Below are 17262 nucleotides of genomic sequence, written 5' to 3' on the forward strand. Positions count from 1 at the left end.
ACCGGACGCCGTCCGGTGCTCAGGCGCGGGCGTCCGCCGCCTGGGCGGTGAGGGCGCGCTCCACGGCGTCGCGGTTCTCGGCCACGGTGCGGCGCAGCGAGTTCGAGACGTCGGGGTGCTCGTCCAGCCACGTCTGCGTCGCGTCGCGCAGCTCCGGGGTCGCCAGGGCGAGGGGGTAGAAGCCGACGGCGAGCGACTCGGCGATGTGGTGGGTGCGCTCGTCCCACACCTTCTCGATCATCGCGTGGTAGCGGTCGACGTAGGGCTGCAGCAGGGTCGCGTCGTGCACCCAGCCCCAACCCAGCGACTGGGACGCCAGCACCGAGTTGGACAGGGCGTCCTGCTCGACGGCCGACACCCAGGCAGCCTCCTTGGCCTCGGCCGTCGGGCGGGCAGCGCGTGCTCGCGCCGCCTTCTCCCGGCCCGTCGCGGTGTTGTCGCGCGCCTGCTCGGCGGCGATCTGCTCCTCGTCGGCGGCACCGGCGGTGGCGAGCGAGGTGAGCAGCGCCCACCGCATGTCCTGGTCGAGCTCCAGCCCGGCCATCGACCCCTCGCCCGAGAGCAGGCCGGCGACCCGCGCCACGTCGTCCTGGGTCCGCGCCAGCGCCGCCCACGCCGTCACCAGCTGCAGCTGCGCGTCGCTCCCCGGCGCCGCCGCCTCGGCGGCGCCCCGCATGCCCGCGGTCAGCTCGGCCACCACGTCGTCGCGGTGCGCCGGCGCGGTGTAGGTCAGCGCCGCCGTCGTCACCTGCTGGATCAGCACCCGCAGCAGCGTGGAGTCGGTCTCGCCCGGCACGGCCCGCAGCACGAGCCGCACGTAGTCGGTCGCCGCCATCTCCCCGTCCCGCGTCATGTCCCACGCGGCCCCCAGCACCAGCGCCCGCGGCAGCGACTCCGCAAGGGCGCGCACGTGCTCGAGCGCCGTCGCGAGCGAGCGCTCGTCGAGCCGGATCTTGGTGTAGGCGAGGTCGTCGTCGTTGACCAGCAGCAGGTCCGGCATCGACCGCCCGACGAGCTCGGGGACCTCGGTGCGCTGGCCCGCGACGTCCAGCTCGACCCGGTGGGTGCGCACGAGCGCACCGTCGACCAGCTCGTAGCAGCCGACCGCCAGCCGGTGCGGCCGCAGCGTCGGGTGCTTCTCCGGGGTCGTCTGCACGACCGTCAACGCCCCGATCGTCCCGTCGTAGGCGACCGTGACCTCCGGCGTCAGGGTGTTGACCCCGGCGGTCTCGAGCCAGACCTGGCTCCAGCTGCGCAGGTCACGGCCGCTGGTCGTCTCCAGCTCGGTGAGCAGGTCGGACAGGCTCGTGTTGCCCCACGCGTGCTTGGCGAAGTAGGCCCGGAGACCGTCGCGGAACGGCTCGCGCCCGACGTAGGCCACCAGCTGCTTGAGCACCGAGGCGCCCTTGGCGTAGGTGATGCCGTCGAAGTTCACCTCGACCGCGGCCAGGTCGACCATGTCCGCGGCCACCGGGTGGGTGGAGGAGAGCTGGTCCTGCTTGTAGGCCCACGCCTTCTCGGCCGTGCCGAAGGTCGTCCACGCGTCGGTCCAGCCCGTCGCCTCGGCCTGGCAGGTCGTCGAGGCCCACTCGGCGAACGACTCGTTGAGCCACAGGTCGTCCCACCACCGCATCGTCACGAGGTCGCCGAACCACATGTGCGCGAGCTCGTGCAGGATCGTCAGCGCGCGGCGCTCCACGATGGCCTCGGTGACCTTGGACCGGAAGACGTACTGCTCGACGATGGTCACGCACCCGGCGTTCTCCATCGCGCCCATGTTGTACTCCGGCGTGAAGATCTGGTCGTACTTGGTGAACGGGTAGGGCTGGTCGAACTCCTCCTCGAAGAACGCGAACCCCTGCTTCGTCACGTCGAGGATGTTGTCCGCGTCGAGGTATGCCGTGAGGCTGCGGCGGCAGAACACCCCCAGGGGGACCGCTCCCGCCCGGGTGGTCACGCTGTCGCGCACGACGTCGTAGGGGCCGGCGACCAGCGCGGTGATGTAGGAGGAGATGCGGGGGGTGGCGGGGAACTCCCAGCGGGCCACCTCGCCGCCGTCCACGTTGGCAGCCTCAGGGGCCGCGACCGGCTCGGGGGTCGGCTCGTTGGAGATGACCTGCCAGTGCGCCGGGGCGGTCACGATGAAGGTGAAGGAGGCCTTGAGGTCGGGCTGCTCGAACGCGGCATACATCCGCCGGCTGTCCGGGACCTCGAACTGGGTGTAGAGGTAGACCTCGCCGTCCGCCGGGTCCACGAAGCGGTGCAGACCCTCGCCGGTGTTCATGTACAGACCCACGGCGTCGACGGTCAGCTCGTTCTCGGCGGCCAGGCCCGGCAGCGTGATCCGGCCGTCCGCCCAGTGCGTGGCCGGGTCGAGGTCCTCGCCGTTGAGCACGAGCGAGGAGACCGAGCGCCCCACGAAGTCGATCCACGTCTGCGCGCCCGGCTCGGTGCAGCTGAACCGCACGGTGGTGGTCGTCCGGAAGGTCTCCGGACCCGCCGTCAGGTCGAGCGCCACGTCGTAGGACCGGGTGGCGACGAGCTGTGAACGCTGAGTCGCCTCGTCGCGGGTCAGGTTCGTGCCGGGCATGCGGTGACCTCCTGGGTCGGTGGTGGTGGCGAGGCCACGCAGCGCTGGGAGGGCCCTGCCCCCCGCACCGCCGGCCAGTGGGACGATGGTGTCATGACAAGCGCCCCCGCACCTATCCGGACCACGCGAGCCGAGATGTTCTTCGACCCGACCTGCCCCTGGGCGTGGATGACCTCTCGCTGGCTGATGGAGGCGGCGCAGGTGCGCGACCTGGACGTCACGTGGTCGGTCATGAGCCTGGCCGTCCTCAACGACGGACGGGACCTCGACGAGGGCTACCGGTCCTTCCTCACCAAGGCCTGGGGGCCGGTCCGCGTGATCGTCGCCGCCACCAAGGACCTGCCCGCGGACGACGCCAACACCCTGCGCAAGAAGATGTACGACGCCCTCGGCCAGCGGATCCACCTCGACGGTCGGGGCACCGACGACATCGATGCGGTCATCGCCGAGGTCGTCGAGGAGCTCGGCCTGGACGCCGCGCTGACCGACGTGGCCGGGTCCGACGTGGTCGACGACGAGCTCCGCGCCAGCCACCTGCGCGCGATCGACCTCGTGGGCGACGACGTGGGCACCCCTGTCGTCTCCGTGGAGGGCACGGCCTTCTTCGGGCCGGTCGTCACCCCCGCACCGAAGGGCGAGGCCGCCGGGCGGCTCTGGGACGGCTGCCTCCTCGTCGCCGCCACCCCCGGTTTCTACGAGATCAAGCGCTCCCGCCAGGTCGGGCCGGACTTCAGCTGATGCGCGTCCACATCGGCGGTGACCACGCCGCCCACGAGCTGCAGAGGGACCTGGTGACCTGGCTCGCCGGCCAGGGCCACGACGTCGTCGACCACGGCCCGGTCGCCTACGACGAGCTCGACGACTACCCCGTGTTCGTGCTGCGTGCGGCCGAGGCCGTCGCCGCCGAACCGCACTCCCTGGGCATCGTGCTCGGCGGGTCCGGCAACGGGGAGCAGATCGCGGCCAACAAGGTCGTGGGCGTGCGTGCCGCCCTCGCCTACGCCCCGGAGCTCGCGCGGCTGGCCCGCGAGCACAACGACGCCCGCGTCGTCTCCCTCGGGGCTCGGATGCACACGCCGGAGGAGGCGCACGCCATCGTGGAGGCCTTCCTGTCCACGTCGTTCTCCGGCGCGGAGCGCCACCAGCGGCGCATCGACATGATCACCGCCTACGAGACCGACGGCGCCCTGCCCCCGGTGCCGTAGGCGCCGTCAGCCCTGCAGCAGCCAGGTCACCCGCACGGCCACCGTCACCTCGTGGTCGGCAGCGTCCACCACGGGCCCGGCGTCCATGGCCATCCGAGCCTCGGCACGGGGGGACGGCTGCGCACCGCCCTCGGGCAGCTCGCGCACGCGCACCACGCTCCCGAGCTCGCGCCCGGCGAGCACGGCATACTCCTGCGCCCGTGCCCTCGCGTCGGAGAACGCCCGTTCCCGGGCCAGCCGCTGCAGCTCCACGGTGTCCGAGAGCTCGGGGCGCAACCCGTTGACCGACAACGCGTCCCCCACCACCTCGCTCAGGCGCTGCACGAGGTCGCCCGCCCCGGCAGGGTCGGGGGTGCGCACCTGCAGGGACTGGTATGCCGTGTGCCCGGACTGCACGCCCTGCTGGGTGTGGCGGCGGTGGACGCCGAGACCGTGCGTGCGCACGGACAGGTCGGGCAGCGCCTCGTGGCAGGCGTGCGAGGCCCGGGTGAGGGCGCCGAGGGCCTCGGAGACCGTGGCCCCCTGGCCCTCCAGCTGCAGGTCGAGGACGAGGGTGTCGGGAGCGGCGCCCGCTGCACCCGTGCCCACGACGACGACGGTGTCGGGAGAAGAGTGGCTCATGGCCCGACGATAGCGCTCGCGGAGGAGGACGCTGCGGTGGGAAGCGGGGAGCGGGTGACGGGAATCGAACCCGCGTAGCCAGTTTGGAAGACTGGGGCTCTACCATTGAGCTACACCCGCGCGACTGTCGCGCCTCCCGCCGGTAGGGGACGACGCGACCGAGCAGTTAGTGTATCCCTCTGGCCACGGTGCTCCGGCACGGTGGCCGGACGGGGTATGGCGCAGCTTGGTAGCGCGTCCGCTTTGGGAGCGGAAGGCCGCCGGTTCGAATCCGGCTACCCCGACCACCTAGCATATGGGTGACTCATCCCGCGGCGCCGGTCCCACCGGGCGTGGCGCCGCACACCTCAACACCCCATGGAGCACCTGTAGTGAAGAGCGCCGTCGAGACCCTGACCCCGACCCGGGTCAAGCTGACCGTCGAGGTCCCCGCCGCGGACCTGAAGCCGCGCCTGGACGCGGCCTACAAGACGATCGGCGCCAACGTGCAGGTGCCGGGCTTCCGCAAGGGCAAGGTGCCCAACCGCATCATCGACCAGCGCTTCGGCCGCGGCGCCGTCGTCCAGGAGGCCGTCAACGACGCGCTCCCGGAGTTCTACGGCCAGGCGCTCGCCGAGCACGACATCACCCCGCTGGGCCAGCCGGAGGTCAACGTCACCTCGCTGCCGCTCGAGGACGGCCAGGACTTCGCGTTCGAGGCCGAGGTCGACGTGGTCCCCCGCTTCGAGCTGCCCGACTTCTCGAGCATCGCGGTGCAGGTGGAGACGCTCGTCCTCGACGAGGACGACGTGCAGACGCGCCTGGACGCCCTCCGCGCCCGCTTCGGCACCCTCGTGCCGGTGGAGCGCGCCGCGCAGGACGGCGACCACACCACGATCGACCTCGACGCCACCATCGGCGAGGACCAGATCGACTCGGTGACCGGGGTCTCCTACGAGATCGGCTCGGGCACCATGCTCGAGGGCCTCGACACCGCGCTGACCGGCGTCACCGTCGGCGAGACCGTCACCTTCTCCTCACCGCTGGCCGGCGGCGACCGTGCGGGAGAGAGCGCCGACATCACCGTCACCCTGCAGTCCGTCAAGGAGCGTCAGCTGCCCGAGCTTGACGACGAGTTCGCCCAGCTCGCGAGCCCGCACGACACCCTCGAGGAGCTGCAGGAGGACCTGCGCAAGCAGGCCGAGCAGGGGGCCCGCTTCGAGCAGGGCATCGCCGCCCGCGACAAGGTCCTCGACGCGATGCTCGAGCTCGTGGACATCCCCGTGCCGGCCACGCTGGTCGAGGCCGAGGTCCACCGTCACCTGGAGGAGGAGAGCCGCCTCGAGGACGACGCGCACCGTGCCGAGGTGACCGAGTCGACGACCAAGGCGATGCGGACCCAGTTCCTGCTCGACGCGCTCGTGGCCCGCGACGACGTCGAGGTCGACCAGGGCGAGCTCATCGAGTACATCATGATGACCGCCCAGCAGTACGGCATGAACCCGCAGCAGTTCGCCCAGTCGATCGACCAGCAGAAGCAGGTTCCCGCGATGGTCGCCGAGGTCGGCCGACGCAAGGCGCTGGCCAGCGTGCTCGAGGCCGCCACGGTCACCGACGCCGACGGCAACGTGGTCGACCTCGACGCGATCGACCCGGACGGCGAGAACGACGACGAGCTCGACGACGACGAACTGGACGAGCTGGACGACGTCGAGGACCTCGAGATCGACGACGAGGAGCCCGGAGACGAGGACGACGAGTCCGCGGACGAGGCGGACGTCGAGCCGGACGTCGAGCCGGATGCGGACGACGCGAAGGCCTGACACCCAGGACGCAGCACGACGAAGGCTCCCGACCTCGCAGGTCGGGAGCCTTCGTCATACCGCTCAGGTTCCCGCAGAGGAGGTCCACAGCGGGCGCCGGCCGTCAGCGCCAGACGCTGGTGCGGGGCACGCGTCAGGGGGGAGGAGCGCCCGCCGTGGCAAGCCGCACACCCTCCTCCGACACCGGGATCGGGGTGAACATCCCCGGCAGCTCCTGCGGGGTCAGGGCGGTCGGCCCGTAGAGCCAGTCGGTGAAGCTGTAGTCGCCGGTCTCCCGGGCCCGCAGGATCTCGTTGCGCAGCTCGCGCTCCCGCCCCTCGACGTGCCACAGCTCGCCCCACTTCCGACTCGTCCCGGTCACCCGGGCCGTGTGCCGGGTGCGGACGTCGCTGTAGGCGCGCACGACGGGGTCCCAGTCGACGGTCTCGCCGGTCGCGCCCGCGGCCAGCTGCTTCTCGGCGTGCGCACCGAGCACCCAGGCGTCCTCGATCGCCATGATCGCGCCCTGGGCGATGTACTGCAGCGGCGCGTGGGCGGAGTCGCCGAGCAGGACGACCCGGCCCGCGACCCAGTCGGGAAGCGGCTCGCGGTCGAACATCCGCCACCACCGGTCCCGCCACATCAGCGGCAGGCCGGCCTGGATGTTCTCGTGCATGCCGGCGAACGCTGCGTCGAGCTCGTCCGGCGTGCCCCAGTCCTCCTCGCCCGCCAGCGCCTTGGGCGACTCGAAGACCGCGACCTGGTTGAACATCTCGCCCTGGCGCAGCGGGTACTGCACGAAGTGGCAGCCGGGCCCCACGAAGACGACGACCGCGTCGTCCATGACGTCGAGCTCGGCCACCTGGTCGATCGGCACCGCGCCGCGGTAGGCGACGTAGTTGGAGCTGACCGGCTCGTCGTCGGCGAGCAGCCGCCGTGCCACCGAGCGGATGCCGTCCGCGGCCACCACGAGCCGGGCCTCGTGCCGACCGCCCTCGGTGACGGCCGCAGCACCGTCCTCGACGTTCTCGTAACCGGTGACGCACGCGTTGTTCACCAGCTCGACCCCGGCCCGCTCGCACGCCCGCAGCAGGGTGCCGTGCAGGTCGCTGCGGTGGATGACCATGTAGGGGTAGCCGTAGCGCTCCTCCAGGTCCCGCAGGTCGAGCCGGGTCAGCACGGTCCCGTCCACCGCGTCCTTCATGACCATGTGGTCGGGCAGGACCCCGAGGCTCTTGACCTCCTCGAGCAGCCCGAGGTGGTCGAGGATCCGGGTGCAGTTGGGCGCGATCTGCAGGCCGGCGCCGACCTCGCCGAACTCGCTGGCCTGCTCGAGCACCCGGACGGTGAGCCCGAGCTGCGTCAGCCGCAGCGCGGTGGCCAGCCCGCCGATGCCGCCGCCGACGACGATGACGTCCTTGTCTCTCATCTGTGTGGTCCTGTCCGTCGGGACCCGGCTCAGAGCCAGGGCGGGAGGGTGGGGGAGGGCGCGCCGTCCGCGGTGACCAACGCCGAGCCGTCCGCACGGCCCGAGACGTATGCCGCCAGCTGGGCGGCCGTTCCCGTCACCTCGGGTGCGTCGGGGCCGGGGGAGGCGACCTGCCACGTCCGGCCGCCCGCCTCCTCGCGCAGGGTCAGCGGGGGATGGTCGGGGGTGCTGGACCGCTTGGGCACGACGTCGTCGAGGAGGTCGTGCAGGAAGCCCTCGGGCAGGTCGGTGAACTGCACGCCGGTGCCGAGGTCGACGGCGTGCACCATCACCTCGCGGGCGCGCATCCACGGCACCTCGGTCGCGGCGACGGTGCGGCCCTGGGCGGTCCGGACCGGGTGCTGCCACTGCCGCTCGTCCAGGCCGTCCAGGTCCGCCGCGAGCGCGGCGGCGGACACGGCATACCACTCCCGAAGCTCGCCGACGGGACGGACCGCGCCGGCCTCGATGTCGGCGTTGCGCTGCTCGGGGGAGGAGTACATGGGGGTCTCCACGCCCGTGCGGGCCCACGCGGCCAGGTTGCGCAGGGCGTCGGCGTTGGCGGCCAGGTGCGCCAGCAGGTGGCGGCCGGTCCAGCCGGCCAGCCGGGTCGGGCCCAGCAGCGTGTCGTCCTCCGTGCCGGCCAGGGCCTGGTCGAGCACGGTGGTGCCCTGCGCCATCCAGGCGCGGGAGCGCTCGAGCGGCGGCGCCATCAGGCGGCGCCCGGGCCGTCGGCGACGACGGTGTTGTCGCAGCGGCCCAGGCCCTCGACCTCGGTGACGATCCGCTGCCCGGCCTGCAGGTAGACGGGGGGCTTGCGGGCGTGCCCGACGCCGCCCGGGGTCCCGGTGGCGATGACGTCACCGGGCCGCAGGGTGATCATCGTGGACAGGTAGGAGACCAGGTGCACCGGGTCGAAGAGCAGGTCGCCCGTGGTGTCCTCCTGCATGACCTCGCCGTCCAGCGTGGTCCGCACCGTGAGGGTCGGGCGGGTGCCGCCCACCTCGTCGGGGGTGACGAGCCAGGGGCCGAGCGGCGTGGTGGCCTCCCAGTTCTTGCCCTGCAGCCACTCGCGGGTGCGGAACTGCCAGTCGCGGCAGGTCACGTCGTTGAGGACGGCGAAACCGGCGATGGCGTCCGCCGCGGTGGCCTCGTCGGCGCGCCGCACGGTCTTGCCGATGACGACGGCGAGCTCGACCTCCCAGTCGAAGGCCTCGGTCTCGGACGGTCGCCGGATGTCGTCGCGGGCCCCGACGAGCGTGTCGGCGACCTTGGAGAAGACGGTCGGGTGCTCGGGCAGGTCGCGACCCATCTCGGTGATGTGCGTCCGGTAGTTGAGGCCGACGCAGAAGATCTTGCCCGGCTGCGGCACCACGGGGGCGTAGTCGACGCCGTCGAGGGGCACGGTCTCGCCGTCGGCGGCGGCCGCGGTCGCCCAGTCCTCCAGCACCAGCAGCGCGCCCACGTCGCTCGCGTCGAGCAGGGTCGCGTGGCCGGCAGCCTCGTCGATGCGGGCGGCGCGGTGGCCGTCGGCGGTGCGGAGGGTGGCGAGCTTCATCGGGTGGTCTCCATCCGGTAGAGGTTGAGCTTCTCGAAGATCGGGGTGTCGCTGAAGCGGAAGAGGTCGAGGGCGCCGGAGTCGGAGTCGGAGGGGGAGGCCTCGGAGCGGATCGACAGCGGCTGCCAGGAGGGCACGACGAACATGTCGCCGCGCTGGACGGTCCAGGAGTGCTCGCCGACGGTGACCCGGCCGGTGCCGTCGAAGACCTGGTAGACGGACGAGCCGACCTCGCGCACCGGCGCGGTCTCGGTGCCGGGGACCACCCGGTGGAACTCGGTGCGGATCGTCGGCAGGACGTCCCTGGCGTTCGTCGGGTTGGTGTAGCGGATCGCGGCGTGGCCCGGCTCCAGCACGCCGGGGAAGCCCTCGGCCTCCATCTCGAGCTGGTCCGTGAGCGCCGCGTCGGTGTCCGCCCAGCGGTAGCGCAGCAGCGGGCTGCCCTGGCTCTCGGCCAGCATCGACACCGGACGCAGGCCCGGGTGGCCCCACAGCCGCTCGGCGCGCGAGCGCTCGGGGGTGGTGTGCTCGGCGTCGCTGATCTGGTCGCGGCCGAACTCGAAGAACTGCGCCTCGGTCGTGTACTGGAACGGGATGTCCAGGCCGTCGATCCAGGCCATCGGCTCGCTCGCGGCGTTGTGGTGGGCGTGCCAGTTCCAGCCGGCCTGCGGCAGGAAGTCGCCGCGGGTCATCGGGACGGGGTCCTCGCCCACGACGGTCCACACGCCCTCGCCCTCGACGACGAACCGGAAGGCGTTCTGGGTGTGCCGGTGCTCGGGGGCGTCCTCCCCGGGCATGAGGTACTGGATCGCGGCCCACAGCGTGGGCGTGGCGTAGGGCTTGCCGTCCAGCGACGGGTTGGCCAGCGCGATCGCGCGCCGCTCACCGCCGCGACCGACGGGCACGAGGTGCCCTGCCTGGCCGGCCAGGTCGACGAGCTGCTCCCAGCGCCACAGGTGCGGCGTGGCCCTGGACTGCGGGTGCGGCGGCATGAGGTCGCCGATCTCGGTCCACAGCGGGACGAGGAGCTCCTTCTCGAAGTTGCGGTAGAGCATGTCCAGCTCGGGGCTGGGCACCGGCTGGTCCGGGGCGTCGCTGGGCCGCACCTGCACGGGGGAGACGGGTGGGTGGTGGGGGTTGTCAGGGTCCACGGTCTGGTCGATCGTCATGGTTCTCTCCTGGCGGGGACGCGGGCGGAGGGCTGGGGAGCCGCTCGTCAGCCATCCTGGCGCATATTCTGCATACATGACAGGGTGTTCTGCTATGAAGAAGGCGCCCCCCTACCGGCTCAGCAGCGTCGACAACGCGCTGGTCCTCGCCACCGTGCTGCGCACCGAGGGATCGCTGTCGGTGACCGAGGCCGCGCGACGGCTCGGGGTGGCACCGTCCACCGCCCACCGGCTGCTGTCGATGCTCGTCTACCGCGACTTCGCCGTGCAGGACTCGTCGCGGCAGTACCGACCGGGGCCGGCCTTCTCCCTCGACGAGCACCGGGGGCTGGGCACGGGGCTGCTGCGCGAGCTGGCCAACCCGCACCTGGAGGCCCTCGCGCGGCGGACGGCGGAGTCGGTCAACCTGGTGGTGCGCGTGGGCGAGTTCGTCCACTTCATCGCGTCGTGGGAGAGCACCCAGCCGCTGCGCGTGGGGAGCCGGGAGGGTATGACGTTCCCGGCGCACCTGACCTCCGGCGGGCTGGCCCTGCTGGCCGAGCTGTCCGACGCGCAGGTCCGCGACCTCTCCTCTGCCCAGCGCTGGGCGGGGCGCGAGGAGGACCGCCCCGAGCTCGTCCGTCTGCAGCGCGAGCTGGCCGGGGTCCGACGCACCGGTGCGGCGGTGCAGCGCAACCGCAGCGAGGCCGGGGTGACCGCCGTCGGCGTGTCGTTGGGGCAGACCGGCCTCACCCCGGCGGCGGTCAGCGTCTCGATGCCGACGCTGCGCTACGACCCGACGAACGTCGACGACTGGTTGCGCGAGCTCCGCTCCACGGTCGCCGACGTGCGGTCGAGCATCCAGCACGAGCTCGCCCTGCGCTCCCCCTGACCGCAGACCCTCGACCGTACGCGTGGGGGTGCTCAACCGAACGCGTGGTGCGGCGGTCCTCGCTGTCCCGGGGACGTGGCAGTCTGTGCCGCATGACGACGCCGTACCGCGCCGCGGACCGCACCTGGCTGGTCGCCGTGGCCGCGAGCCTCTGGGGACTGTCGGCGCTCTGGCGAGGACCGCTGGCCCAGGAGCTCCCGGCCCTGACCATCGTCTTCTGGGAGCACCTGCTCCTGAGCGTCGCGGTGAGCCCGTGGCTGGTCCCCGCCGTCCGCCGGCTGCGAACGGCCCGGCCACGCACCGTCGCGTCGGTGGTGGTGATCGGCGCCGGCTCCTCGGCCCTGGCCACCGTGCTCTTCACCGCGGCGTTCCGGATGGGTGACCCCATCACGCCCCAGGTGCTGCAGAAGCTGCAGCCGTTGCTCGCGGTCGCCCTGGCCGCGGTGCTGCTCGGTGAGCGGCTGCGACCGGTGTATGCCGCGTTCCTGCTCCCCGCGCTCGTCGGTGCCTGGCTCCTCGCCTTCCCGCAGCCCACGCACGTGACGGTGGCGAGCGCCCAGGCCGCCCTGCTCGCCCTCGGTGCCGCAGCCCTGTGGGCGGCCGGCACCGTGCTGGGCCGTGGCGCGAGCGCCGAGCTGGGTTTCCGGGACCTGGCCGCCCTGCGGTTCTCGATCGGGCTGCTCACCCTCGGTGTCGTCGTGGCGCTGACCGGCACGTCGCTGGAGATCACGGCCGCCGCGGTGCCGTCCCTGCTGCTCCTGGCCCTGGTGCCGGGCCTCGCGGCGATGGTCCTCTACTACCTGGCGCTGGGTCGCACGCCCGCCTCGCGCGCGACGCTGGCCGAGCTCGCCTTCCCGCTCACCGCGGCGCTCGTCGGCGTCGTCGCCTTCCACACCCGCCCCAGCGCGACCCAGTGGCTGGGGATCGCGGTCGTGCTCGCCAGCGTGGTGGCCCTGGCGCTGCACGAGCAGCGCAGCACCACCCCCGCCGTCCGCGTCCGGATCCCCTCGCGGACCGGACGCGCCGGATAGCGGCGCCCCCGCGTCCGGTCGCGCCGGAGGACCCGCTGCGCTCAGGGCGAACACGGTCCACCCGCGGGAGTGCCACGTCGGGAGCGGACGTTAGGGTTCCTGACAGTTGCGAGAAATACCGTGCCCCACGGCATACCCAGGAACGAGGGACGACGCATGACTCACGAGATCAGCCCGACCAGCATGGCCGACCGCCCGGTTGCCGGCCTGGACGACCAGATCTACAACCGCCTCCTCAAGGAGCGGATCATCTTCCTCGGCTCGGACGTGCGCGACGACAACGCCAACGCCATCTGCGCCCAGCTGCTGCTGCTGTCGGCCGAGGACCCGGACACCGACATCTGGCTCTACATCAACTCCCCGGGCGGCTCGGTGACGGCCGGCATGGCGATCTTCGACACGATGAAGTGGATCCCCAACGACGTCGCGACGGTCGCGATGGGCCTGGCAGCGTCGATGGGCCAGTTCCTGCTGTCCGCCGGCGAGCCGGGCAAGCGCTACGCCACCCCGCACGCCCGGGTCATGATGCACCAGCCCTCGGGCGGGATCGGCGGCACCGCCTCCGACATCAAGATCCAGGCCGAGCAGATGCTGCACATCAAGAAGCAGATGGCCGCGCTGATCGCCGAGCACACCGGCCAGACGGTCGACCAGATCGAGAAGGACTCCGACCGCGACCGCTGGTTCACCGCCGCGGAGGCCAAGGAGTACGGCTTCGTCGACCACGTCTACGAGCGCTCCGGCGACGCCCCCAAGCCCTGACGGCCCGACGAGAAACAAGTGAGAGCTGACATGTACCAGCCCGTGAACCCCTCCTTCGGCGCCAGCCCCGGTGGCAGCGCCCCCGTGGCCCCGACCAGCCGCTACATCCTGCCGCAGTTCGAGGAGCGCACCTCCTACGGCACCAAGCGCCAGGACCCCTACACCAAGCTCTTCGAGGACCGCATCATCTTCCTCGGCGTGCAGGTGGACGACGCCTCGGCGGACGACGTCATCGCCCAGCTCATCGTGCTCGAGTCCCAGGACCCCGACCGCGACATCCTCATGTACATCAACTCGCCCGGTGGTTCCTTCACCGCCCTGACCGCGATCTACGACACCATGCAGTACATCAAGCCGGACGTGCAGACGTTCGTCATCGGCCAGGCCGCCTCCGCCGCTGCCGTGCTGCTGGCCGCCGGCGCCCCCGGCAAGCGGTTCGCCCTGCCCAACGCCCGCGTGCTGATCCACCAGCCGGCGCTCGCCGGTGGGGACTACGGTCAGGCCTCCGACATCGAGATCCAGGCCAACGAGGTGCTCCGGATGCGCACCTGGCTCGAGGAGACCTGGGCCCTGCACTCCGGCCGCAGCGTCGAGCAGGTGCAGAAGGACATCGAGCGGGACAAGATCCTCACGGCCGCCCAGGCCAAGGACTACGGCCTCATCGACGAGGTCCTGGCCTCGCGCAAGGCCTCGCGGGACTGACCCGCGCCGAGCACCGACGCGGTATGCGGAGCCCGTCACCCCGAGGGGGTGGCGGGCTCCGGCACGCGGCCCGCACCCATCCGGGTGGCCCCCGGCGCGTTTCCGCTGTCAGCGCAGGGGCCACCAACACGCGTATGCCGTCAGCGCAAATGTCTGTGCGCCGGGGGTCGGGCAGGGTAGCGTCGGGGCCAGGACAGCAGCACGGGACACTGAAGGGAAGACAGCGTGGCACGCATGGGTGAGAGCAGCGACCTGCTGAAGTGCTCCTTCTGCGGGAAGAGCCAGAAGCAGGTCAAGAAGCTCATCGCCGGCCCTGGCGTGTACATCTGCGACGAGTGCATCGACCTGTGCAACGAGATCATCGAGGAGGAGCTGGCCGAGTCCAGCGACCTCGGTCTGGGGCAGCTGCCCAAGCCGCGGGAGATCTTCGACTTCCTGCAGCAGTACGTCGTGGGTCAGGACCCCGCCAAGCGCGCGCTGGCCGTCGCGGTCTACAACCACTACAAGCGGATCCAGGCGGGGGAGACCGCCCGCGGTGACGACTCGGTGGAGATCGCCAAGTCCAACATCCTGCTCATCGGCCCGACCGGCTGCGGCAAGACCTACCTCGCCCAGACCCTGGCCAAGATGCTCAACGTCCCCTTCGCGATCGCCGACGCGACCGCGCTGACGGAGGCCGGCTACGTCGGCGAGGACGTCGAGAACATCCTGCTCAAGCTCATCCAGTCCGCCGACTTCGACGTGAAGAAGGCCGAGACCGGCATCATCTACATCGACGAGATCGACAAGATCGCCCGCAAGAGCGAGAACCCCTCGATCACCCGCGACGTGTCGGGCGAGGGCGTGCAGCAGGCGCTGCTGAAGATCCTCGAGGGCACCGTCGCCAGCGTCCCGCCGCAGGGCGGCCGCAAGCACCCGCACCAGGAGTTCATCCAGATCGACACGGCCAACGTGCTGTTCATCGTCGGCGGCGCCTTCGCGGGCATGGAGAAGCTCATCGAGGCCCGGACGGGCAAGCAGGGCCTGGGCTTCGGGGCCGAGCTCAAGTCCGCCACCGACGCCAACGAGCACTTCGCCGACGTCCTGCCCGAGGACCTGATGAAGTTCGGACTCATCCCCGAGTTCATCGGTCGGCTCCCCGTGATCACCACTGTCGCGCCGCTCGACCGGGACGCCCTCGTCAACATCCTCACCGAGCCCCGCAACGCGCTGGTCAAGCAGTACCAGAAGATGTTCGAGATCGACGGCGTCGATCTCGAGTTCAGCGACGACGCCCTGGAGTCCATCGCCGACCAGGCGCTGCTGCGCGGCACCGGTGCCCGCGGGCTCCGCGCCATCCTTGAGGAGGTGCTGCTCCCGGTGATGTTCGACGTCCCCTCCGACGACGAGATCGCCAGGGTCGTCATCAGCCGTGAGGTCGTCCTCGACAACGTCAACCCCACGATCGTGCGCCGCGAGGTGCAGGGCCGCAAGCGCCCGCCCCGCAAGGAGAGCGCCTGAGGCGTGCTCCGGGCGCGCGGACCTCACTCCGTCCCGGCGCGCCACCGCAGGTAGCCGAGCAGGGACGCGGCCAGCACCGCCAGGCCCACGATGCCCGGCAGCGCACCACCGGCTCCTGACTGCACCGCCGCGAGGGCACCGGAGAGCGCCCAGACGGCGACCGTCACCGCGCTGACCAGCCCCACCCGCGCCGCCCAGCGGCGCAGCACGCTGTCCGGCACCGGTGACTGGGCGGGCACCGCCGCCGCCAGGGCCGCCCCCGAGTGCACGAGCAGCAGCCCGAGGGCCGCGGGCAGCAGGGCCCAGTGCCACACCTGCTCGACGTTCGCCCACCAGGCACCGACGGCGAAGAGGATGAAGACCACGGGCAGGAGGGTGTGCGGGTGGAGCACCACCAGCGCGCCGAGCAGCACGAGCCCCGTCCACAGGACCGGGTTGCCGGGCCCGGCGAGCAGCAGCGCCAGCGTGAAGAGCAGGGCACCCAGCATTGCGACCCCTCGTACGGCGAGGTGCGTGCGGCTGGCCGAGCGCAGGTCGGCCCACAGGTCGAGCAGCTCCCTCACGAGAAGCTCCTGACCGCGGGGCCGCGCCGGCCCAGCTCCCGCAGGACGACGTCGAGGCTGCCCGGGCCCAGCCACGGCACGACCGGCACGCCCTGGGAGCGGATCGCCCGGATCTCGCGGTCCCGCTCGAGCATCCGGATCCGCCAGGCCGTGCGGGCCAGGGGGTCACGCTCGTCCTCCTGCACCACCCCGCCGACGGCCGGGTCGACGAGGGCGTCGACGACGACCACCGCGAGCCCGCGCCGTGCCAGTGCCGCCGCCTGCGTCAGCGCGTCCGGGGAGACGAGGGCCGAGACCATCACCACGAGCGTCCCCTCGCGCACGCCGAGGTGGACCCGGCGCGCGTCGGTCTCCTCGACGACGGCCGGCACCACCCGGCTGAGGGTGTCGAGGATCCGCACGCCGTGACGTCTCCCGGTGCCGGCGGGCACCGTGAGGGGGGTCCGGGCCGAGAGCACGCGCAGGCTCACCCGGTCGCCCTGCTGGAGGAAGTGCTCGGCCACCGCCGCCCCGGCACGCACCGACCGGTCCAGCGAGCTGGCCCACCCCCGCACCCCGCCCGAGCGACCCAGGTCGTAGTGGGCGTCGACGAGCAGCGCCACGTGGGTGTCCTCGTCCGCGTAGCTGCTGGTGACGAAGAGCTGGCCGTCGCCCCGGGTGGAGCGCGGCCAGTGGATCCGGCGCAACCGGTCACCCAGCTGGAAGGGGCGCAGCGTCGCGAACTCCGAGCCCTCACCCGGCCTCGCCGAGCGGTGCATCCCCACCAGGCCCCGGGGGTGGGGGGCTGGTGCCGAGGAGTCGAAGGCGGCCGGCTGGGGCACGGCGCGCAGGGCCATCGCGTCCAGCGGCACCGGCCCCCACCGGAAGGACCCCCACGCGCCGACGGCCCCCACCTGCAGGGGGCCGATCCGCCGGACCCCCCACCGGGTGGGGCGCAGCCCCACGGTCAGCCGGCGCCGACCCGCCACGACCGGCCCCCGGGCGTCGACCACGTCGCTGGTCCGCTGTACCGCCACCCCGTCCGCGTCCTCGACCCTGCGCCGGGCCCCGCGCGGCACGCCCTCGACGTAGGGCGCCGGGCTGAGGGCCGCCGCCAGGATCTCGGCCCTCTCCACCGGCTCGACCTCGGCCACGGCCAGGACCTGCCCGCCCTCCCGGACCTGCCCGTGCGACAGCACGAACTGTCGCGCCGGCACCGCCTCCGGCCGCGTCACCAGGCTCCAGGCCAGCACGACGACCAGGGGCGAGACCAGCACGAGCAGGTCGGGGCGGCGCGACAGCAGCGCGACCGGGGCCACGGTCGCGACCGCGGCGACGAGCCGCACCAGGGCGGGCGTCGGGGCCCAGCGGTCGGCACGGTGCGGGGTCATCGCCTGCGCCCGCCACCGGGGACGCTGTGAGCGATTCCCGACTGCACGGCAGACATCGTGCTTCCCGGCGG

Annotated in this window: 16 protein-coding genes and 2 tRNA genes; 9 read left to right on the forward strand and 9 right to left on the reverse strand. The window is 72.3% G+C overall.

Annotated features, from left to right (window positions below; translation table 11 throughout):
- Positions 1 to 19 precede the first annotated feature (19 nt).
- Complete coding sequence (pepN, locus tag ACI3ET_RS03530) at positions 20 to 2590, reverse strand: aminopeptidase N (RefSeq protein ID WP_405031574.1); 2571 nt, start codon at positions 2588 to 2590, stop codon at positions 20 to 22.
- A 93-nt stretch (positions 2591 to 2683) separates the two neighbouring features.
- On the opposite strand from pepN, the gene ACI3ET_RS03535 reads away from it, so the two are divergent.
- Both ACI3ET_RS03535 and ACI3ET_RS03540 read left to right on the forward strand, forming a co-directional pair.
- Positions 2684 to 3328, forward strand: coding sequence for a mycothiol-dependent nitroreductase Rv2466c family protein (locus ACI3ET_RS03535; protein ID WP_405031575.1), 645 nt, complete (start codon positions 2684 to 2686; stop codon positions 3326 to 3328).
- A complete protein-coding gene (locus tag ACI3ET_RS03540) occupies positions 3328 to 3795 on the forward strand; it encodes a ribose-5-phosphate isomerase (RefSeq protein ID WP_405031576.1) in 468 nt (155 codons plus the stop codon). Before ACI3ET_RS03535 ends, ACI3ET_RS03540 begins: the two co-directional genes overlap by 1 nt.
- A gap of 6 nt (positions 3796 to 3801) precedes the next feature.
- Here the strand turns inward: ACI3ET_RS03540 and ACI3ET_RS03545 are convergent, their stop codons facing one another.
- Positions 3802 to 4416: an SIMPL domain-containing protein gene (locus ACI3ET_RS03545; protein WP_405031577.1), complete on the reverse strand. Its 615-nt coding sequence runs from the start codon at positions 4414 to 4416 to the stop codon at positions 3802 to 3804.
- 49 nt (positions 4417 to 4465) lie between these two features.
- Positions 4466 to 4536 (reverse strand) — tRNA-Gly (locus ACI3ET_RS03550).
- 90 nt (positions 4537 to 4626) lie between these two features.
- Here ACI3ET_RS03550 and ACI3ET_RS03555 point away from each other — a divergent pair.
- A tRNA-Pro gene (locus ACI3ET_RS03555) sits at positions 4627 to 4703 on the forward strand.
- Between the two features lie 84 nt (positions 4704 to 4787).
- On the forward strand, positions 4788 to 6218 hold the full coding sequence (gene tig, locus ACI3ET_RS03560) for a trigger factor (RefSeq protein ID WP_405031578.1): 1431 nt from the start codon (positions 4788 to 4790) through the stop codon (positions 6216 to 6218).
- A gap of 133 nt (positions 6219 to 6351) precedes the next feature.
- Here tig and ACI3ET_RS03565 read toward each other — a convergent pair whose 3' ends face one another.
- Genes ACI3ET_RS03565 through ACI3ET_RS03580 form a run of 4 tightly spaced genes read right to left on the reverse strand, consistent with a single transcriptional unit; the run spans position 6352 to position 10392 of the window.
- Positions 6352 to 7626: an FAD-dependent monooxygenase gene (locus ACI3ET_RS03565; RefSeq protein WP_405031579.1), complete on the reverse strand. Its 1275-nt coding sequence runs from the start codon at positions 7624 to 7626 to the stop codon at positions 6352 to 6354.
- A 29-nt stretch (positions 7627 to 7655) separates the two neighbouring features.
- The gene (locus ACI3ET_RS03570; RefSeq protein WP_405031580.1) at positions 7656 to 8378 is read right to left on the reverse strand and encodes a maleylpyruvate isomerase family mycothiol-dependent enzyme; all 723 of its coding nucleotides are present in this window, start codon (positions 8376 to 8378) and stop codon (positions 7656 to 7658) included.
- A complete protein-coding gene (locus ACI3ET_RS03575; protein WP_405031581.1) occupies positions 8378 to 9223 on the reverse strand; it encodes a fumarylacetoacetate hydrolase family protein in 846 nt (281 codons plus the stop codon). Before ACI3ET_RS03575 ends, ACI3ET_RS03570 begins: the two co-directional genes overlap by 1 nt.
- Positions 9220 to 10392 (reverse strand): cupin domain-containing protein, encoded by a 1173-nt coding sequence (locus ACI3ET_RS03580; protein WP_463671514.1) that lies wholly within the window; start codon positions 10390 to 10392, stop codon positions 9220 to 9222. Before ACI3ET_RS03580 ends, ACI3ET_RS03575 begins: the two co-directional genes overlap by 4 nt.
- 94 nt (positions 10393 to 10486) lie before the next feature.
- On the opposite strand from ACI3ET_RS03580, the gene ACI3ET_RS03585 reads away from it, so the two are divergent.
- From ACI3ET_RS03585 to clpX, 5 genes are all read left to right on the forward strand, one after another.
- Positions 10487 to 11263, forward strand: a complete 777-nt coding sequence (locus ACI3ET_RS03585) for an IclR family transcriptional regulator (protein WP_405031582.1) — start codon at positions 10487 to 10489, stop codon at positions 11261 to 11263.
- Between the two features lie 92 nt (positions 11264 to 11355).
- The gene (locus ACI3ET_RS03590) at positions 11356 to 12294 is read left to right on the forward strand and encodes a DMT family transporter (protein WP_405031583.1); all 939 of its coding nucleotides are present in this window, start codon (positions 11356 to 11358) and stop codon (positions 12292 to 12294) included.
- Positions 12295 to 12450: 156 nt separating this feature from the next.
- Positions 12451 to 13056 (forward strand): ATP-dependent Clp protease proteolytic subunit, encoded by a 606-nt coding sequence (locus ACI3ET_RS03595; RefSeq protein ID WP_405031584.1) that lies wholly within the window; start codon positions 12451 to 12453, stop codon positions 13054 to 13056.
- A gap of 30 nt (positions 13057 to 13086) precedes the next feature.
- On the forward strand, positions 13087 to 13758 hold the full coding sequence (locus ACI3ET_RS03600) for an ATP-dependent Clp protease proteolytic subunit (RefSeq protein ID WP_405031585.1): 672 nt from the start codon (positions 13087 to 13089) through the stop codon (positions 13756 to 13758).
- A gap of 225 nt (positions 13759 to 13983) precedes the next feature.
- Positions 13984 to 15258: an ATP-dependent Clp protease ATP-binding subunit ClpX gene (clpX, locus tag ACI3ET_RS03605; RefSeq protein WP_405031586.1), complete on the forward strand. Its 1275-nt coding sequence runs from the start codon at positions 13984 to 13986 to the stop codon at positions 15256 to 15258.
- Between the two features lie 23 nt (positions 15259 to 15281).
- Here clpX and ACI3ET_RS03610 read toward each other — a convergent pair whose 3' ends face one another.
- Together ACI3ET_RS03610 and ACI3ET_RS03615 are read right to left on the reverse strand one after the other, a co-directional pair.
- Positions 15282 to 15821 (reverse strand): hypothetical protein, encoded by a 540-nt coding sequence (locus ACI3ET_RS03610; protein ID WP_405031587.1) that lies wholly within the window; start codon positions 15819 to 15821, stop codon positions 15282 to 15284.
- Positions 15818 to 17191: a DUF58 domain-containing protein gene (locus ACI3ET_RS03615; protein ID WP_405031588.1), complete on the reverse strand. Its 1374-nt coding sequence runs from the start codon at positions 17189 to 17191 to the stop codon at positions 15818 to 15820. The genes ACI3ET_RS03610 and ACI3ET_RS03615 overlap by 4 nt, the downstream gene beginning before the upstream one ends.
- Positions 17192 to 17262: the final 71 nt, after the last annotated feature.

The organism is Ornithinimicrobium jinqii, assembly GCF_045032595.1.
Classification (GTDB): Bacteria; Actinomycetota; Actinomycetes; order Actinomycetales; family Dermatophilaceae; genus Ornithinicoccus.

Coding starts and splice junctions, on each gene's coding strand:
- ACI3ET_RS03585 (WP_405031582.1), top strand. CDS start 10,487: ATGAAGAAGGCGCCCCCCTACCGGCTCAGCAGCGTCGACAACGCGCTG.
- ACI3ET_RS03590 (WP_405031583.1), top strand. CDS start 11,356: ATGACGACGCCGTACCGCGCCGCGGACCGCACCTGGCTGGTCGCCGTG.
- ACI3ET_RS03570 (WP_405031580.1), bottom strand. CDS start 8,378: ATGGCGCCGCCGCTCGAGCGCTCCCGCGCCTGGATGGCGCAGGGCACC.
- ACI3ET_RS03565 (WP_405031579.1), bottom strand. CDS start 7,626: ATGAGAGACAAGGACGTCATCGTCGTCGGCGGCGGCATCGGCGGGCTG.
- pepN (WP_405031574.1), bottom strand. CDS start 2,590: ATGCCCGGCACGAACCTGACCCGCGACGAGGCGACTCAGCGTTCACAG.
- ACI3ET_RS03600 (WP_405031585.1), top strand. CDS start 13,087: ATGTACCAGCCCGTGAACCCCTCCTTCGGCGCCAGCCCCGGTGGCAGC.
- ACI3ET_RS03540 (WP_405031576.1), top strand. CDS start 3,328: ATGCGCGTCCACATCGGCGGTGACCACGCCGCCCACGAGCTGCAGAGG.
- ACI3ET_RS03575 (WP_405031581.1), bottom strand. CDS start 9,223: ATGAAGCTCGCCACCCTCCGCACCGCCGACGGCCACCGCGCCGCCCGC.
- ACI3ET_RS03535 (WP_405031575.1), top strand. CDS start 2,684: ATGACAAGCGCCCCCGCACCTATCCGGACCACGCGAGCCGAGATGTTC.
- ACI3ET_RS03595 (WP_405031584.1), top strand. CDS start 12,451: ATGACTCACGAGATCAGCCCGACCAGCATGGCCGACCGCCCGGTTGCC.
- ACI3ET_RS03615 (WP_405031588.1), bottom strand. CDS start 17,191: ATGACCCCGCACCGTGCCGACCGCTGGGCCCCGACGCCCGCCCTGGTG.
- ACI3ET_RS03545 (WP_405031577.1), bottom strand. CDS start 4,416: ATGAGCCACTCTTCTCCCGACACCGTCGTCGTCGTGGGCACGGGTGCA.
- ACI3ET_RS03580 (WP_463671514.1), bottom strand. CDS start 10,392: ATGACGATCGACCAGACCGTGGACCCTGACAACCCCCACCACCCACCC.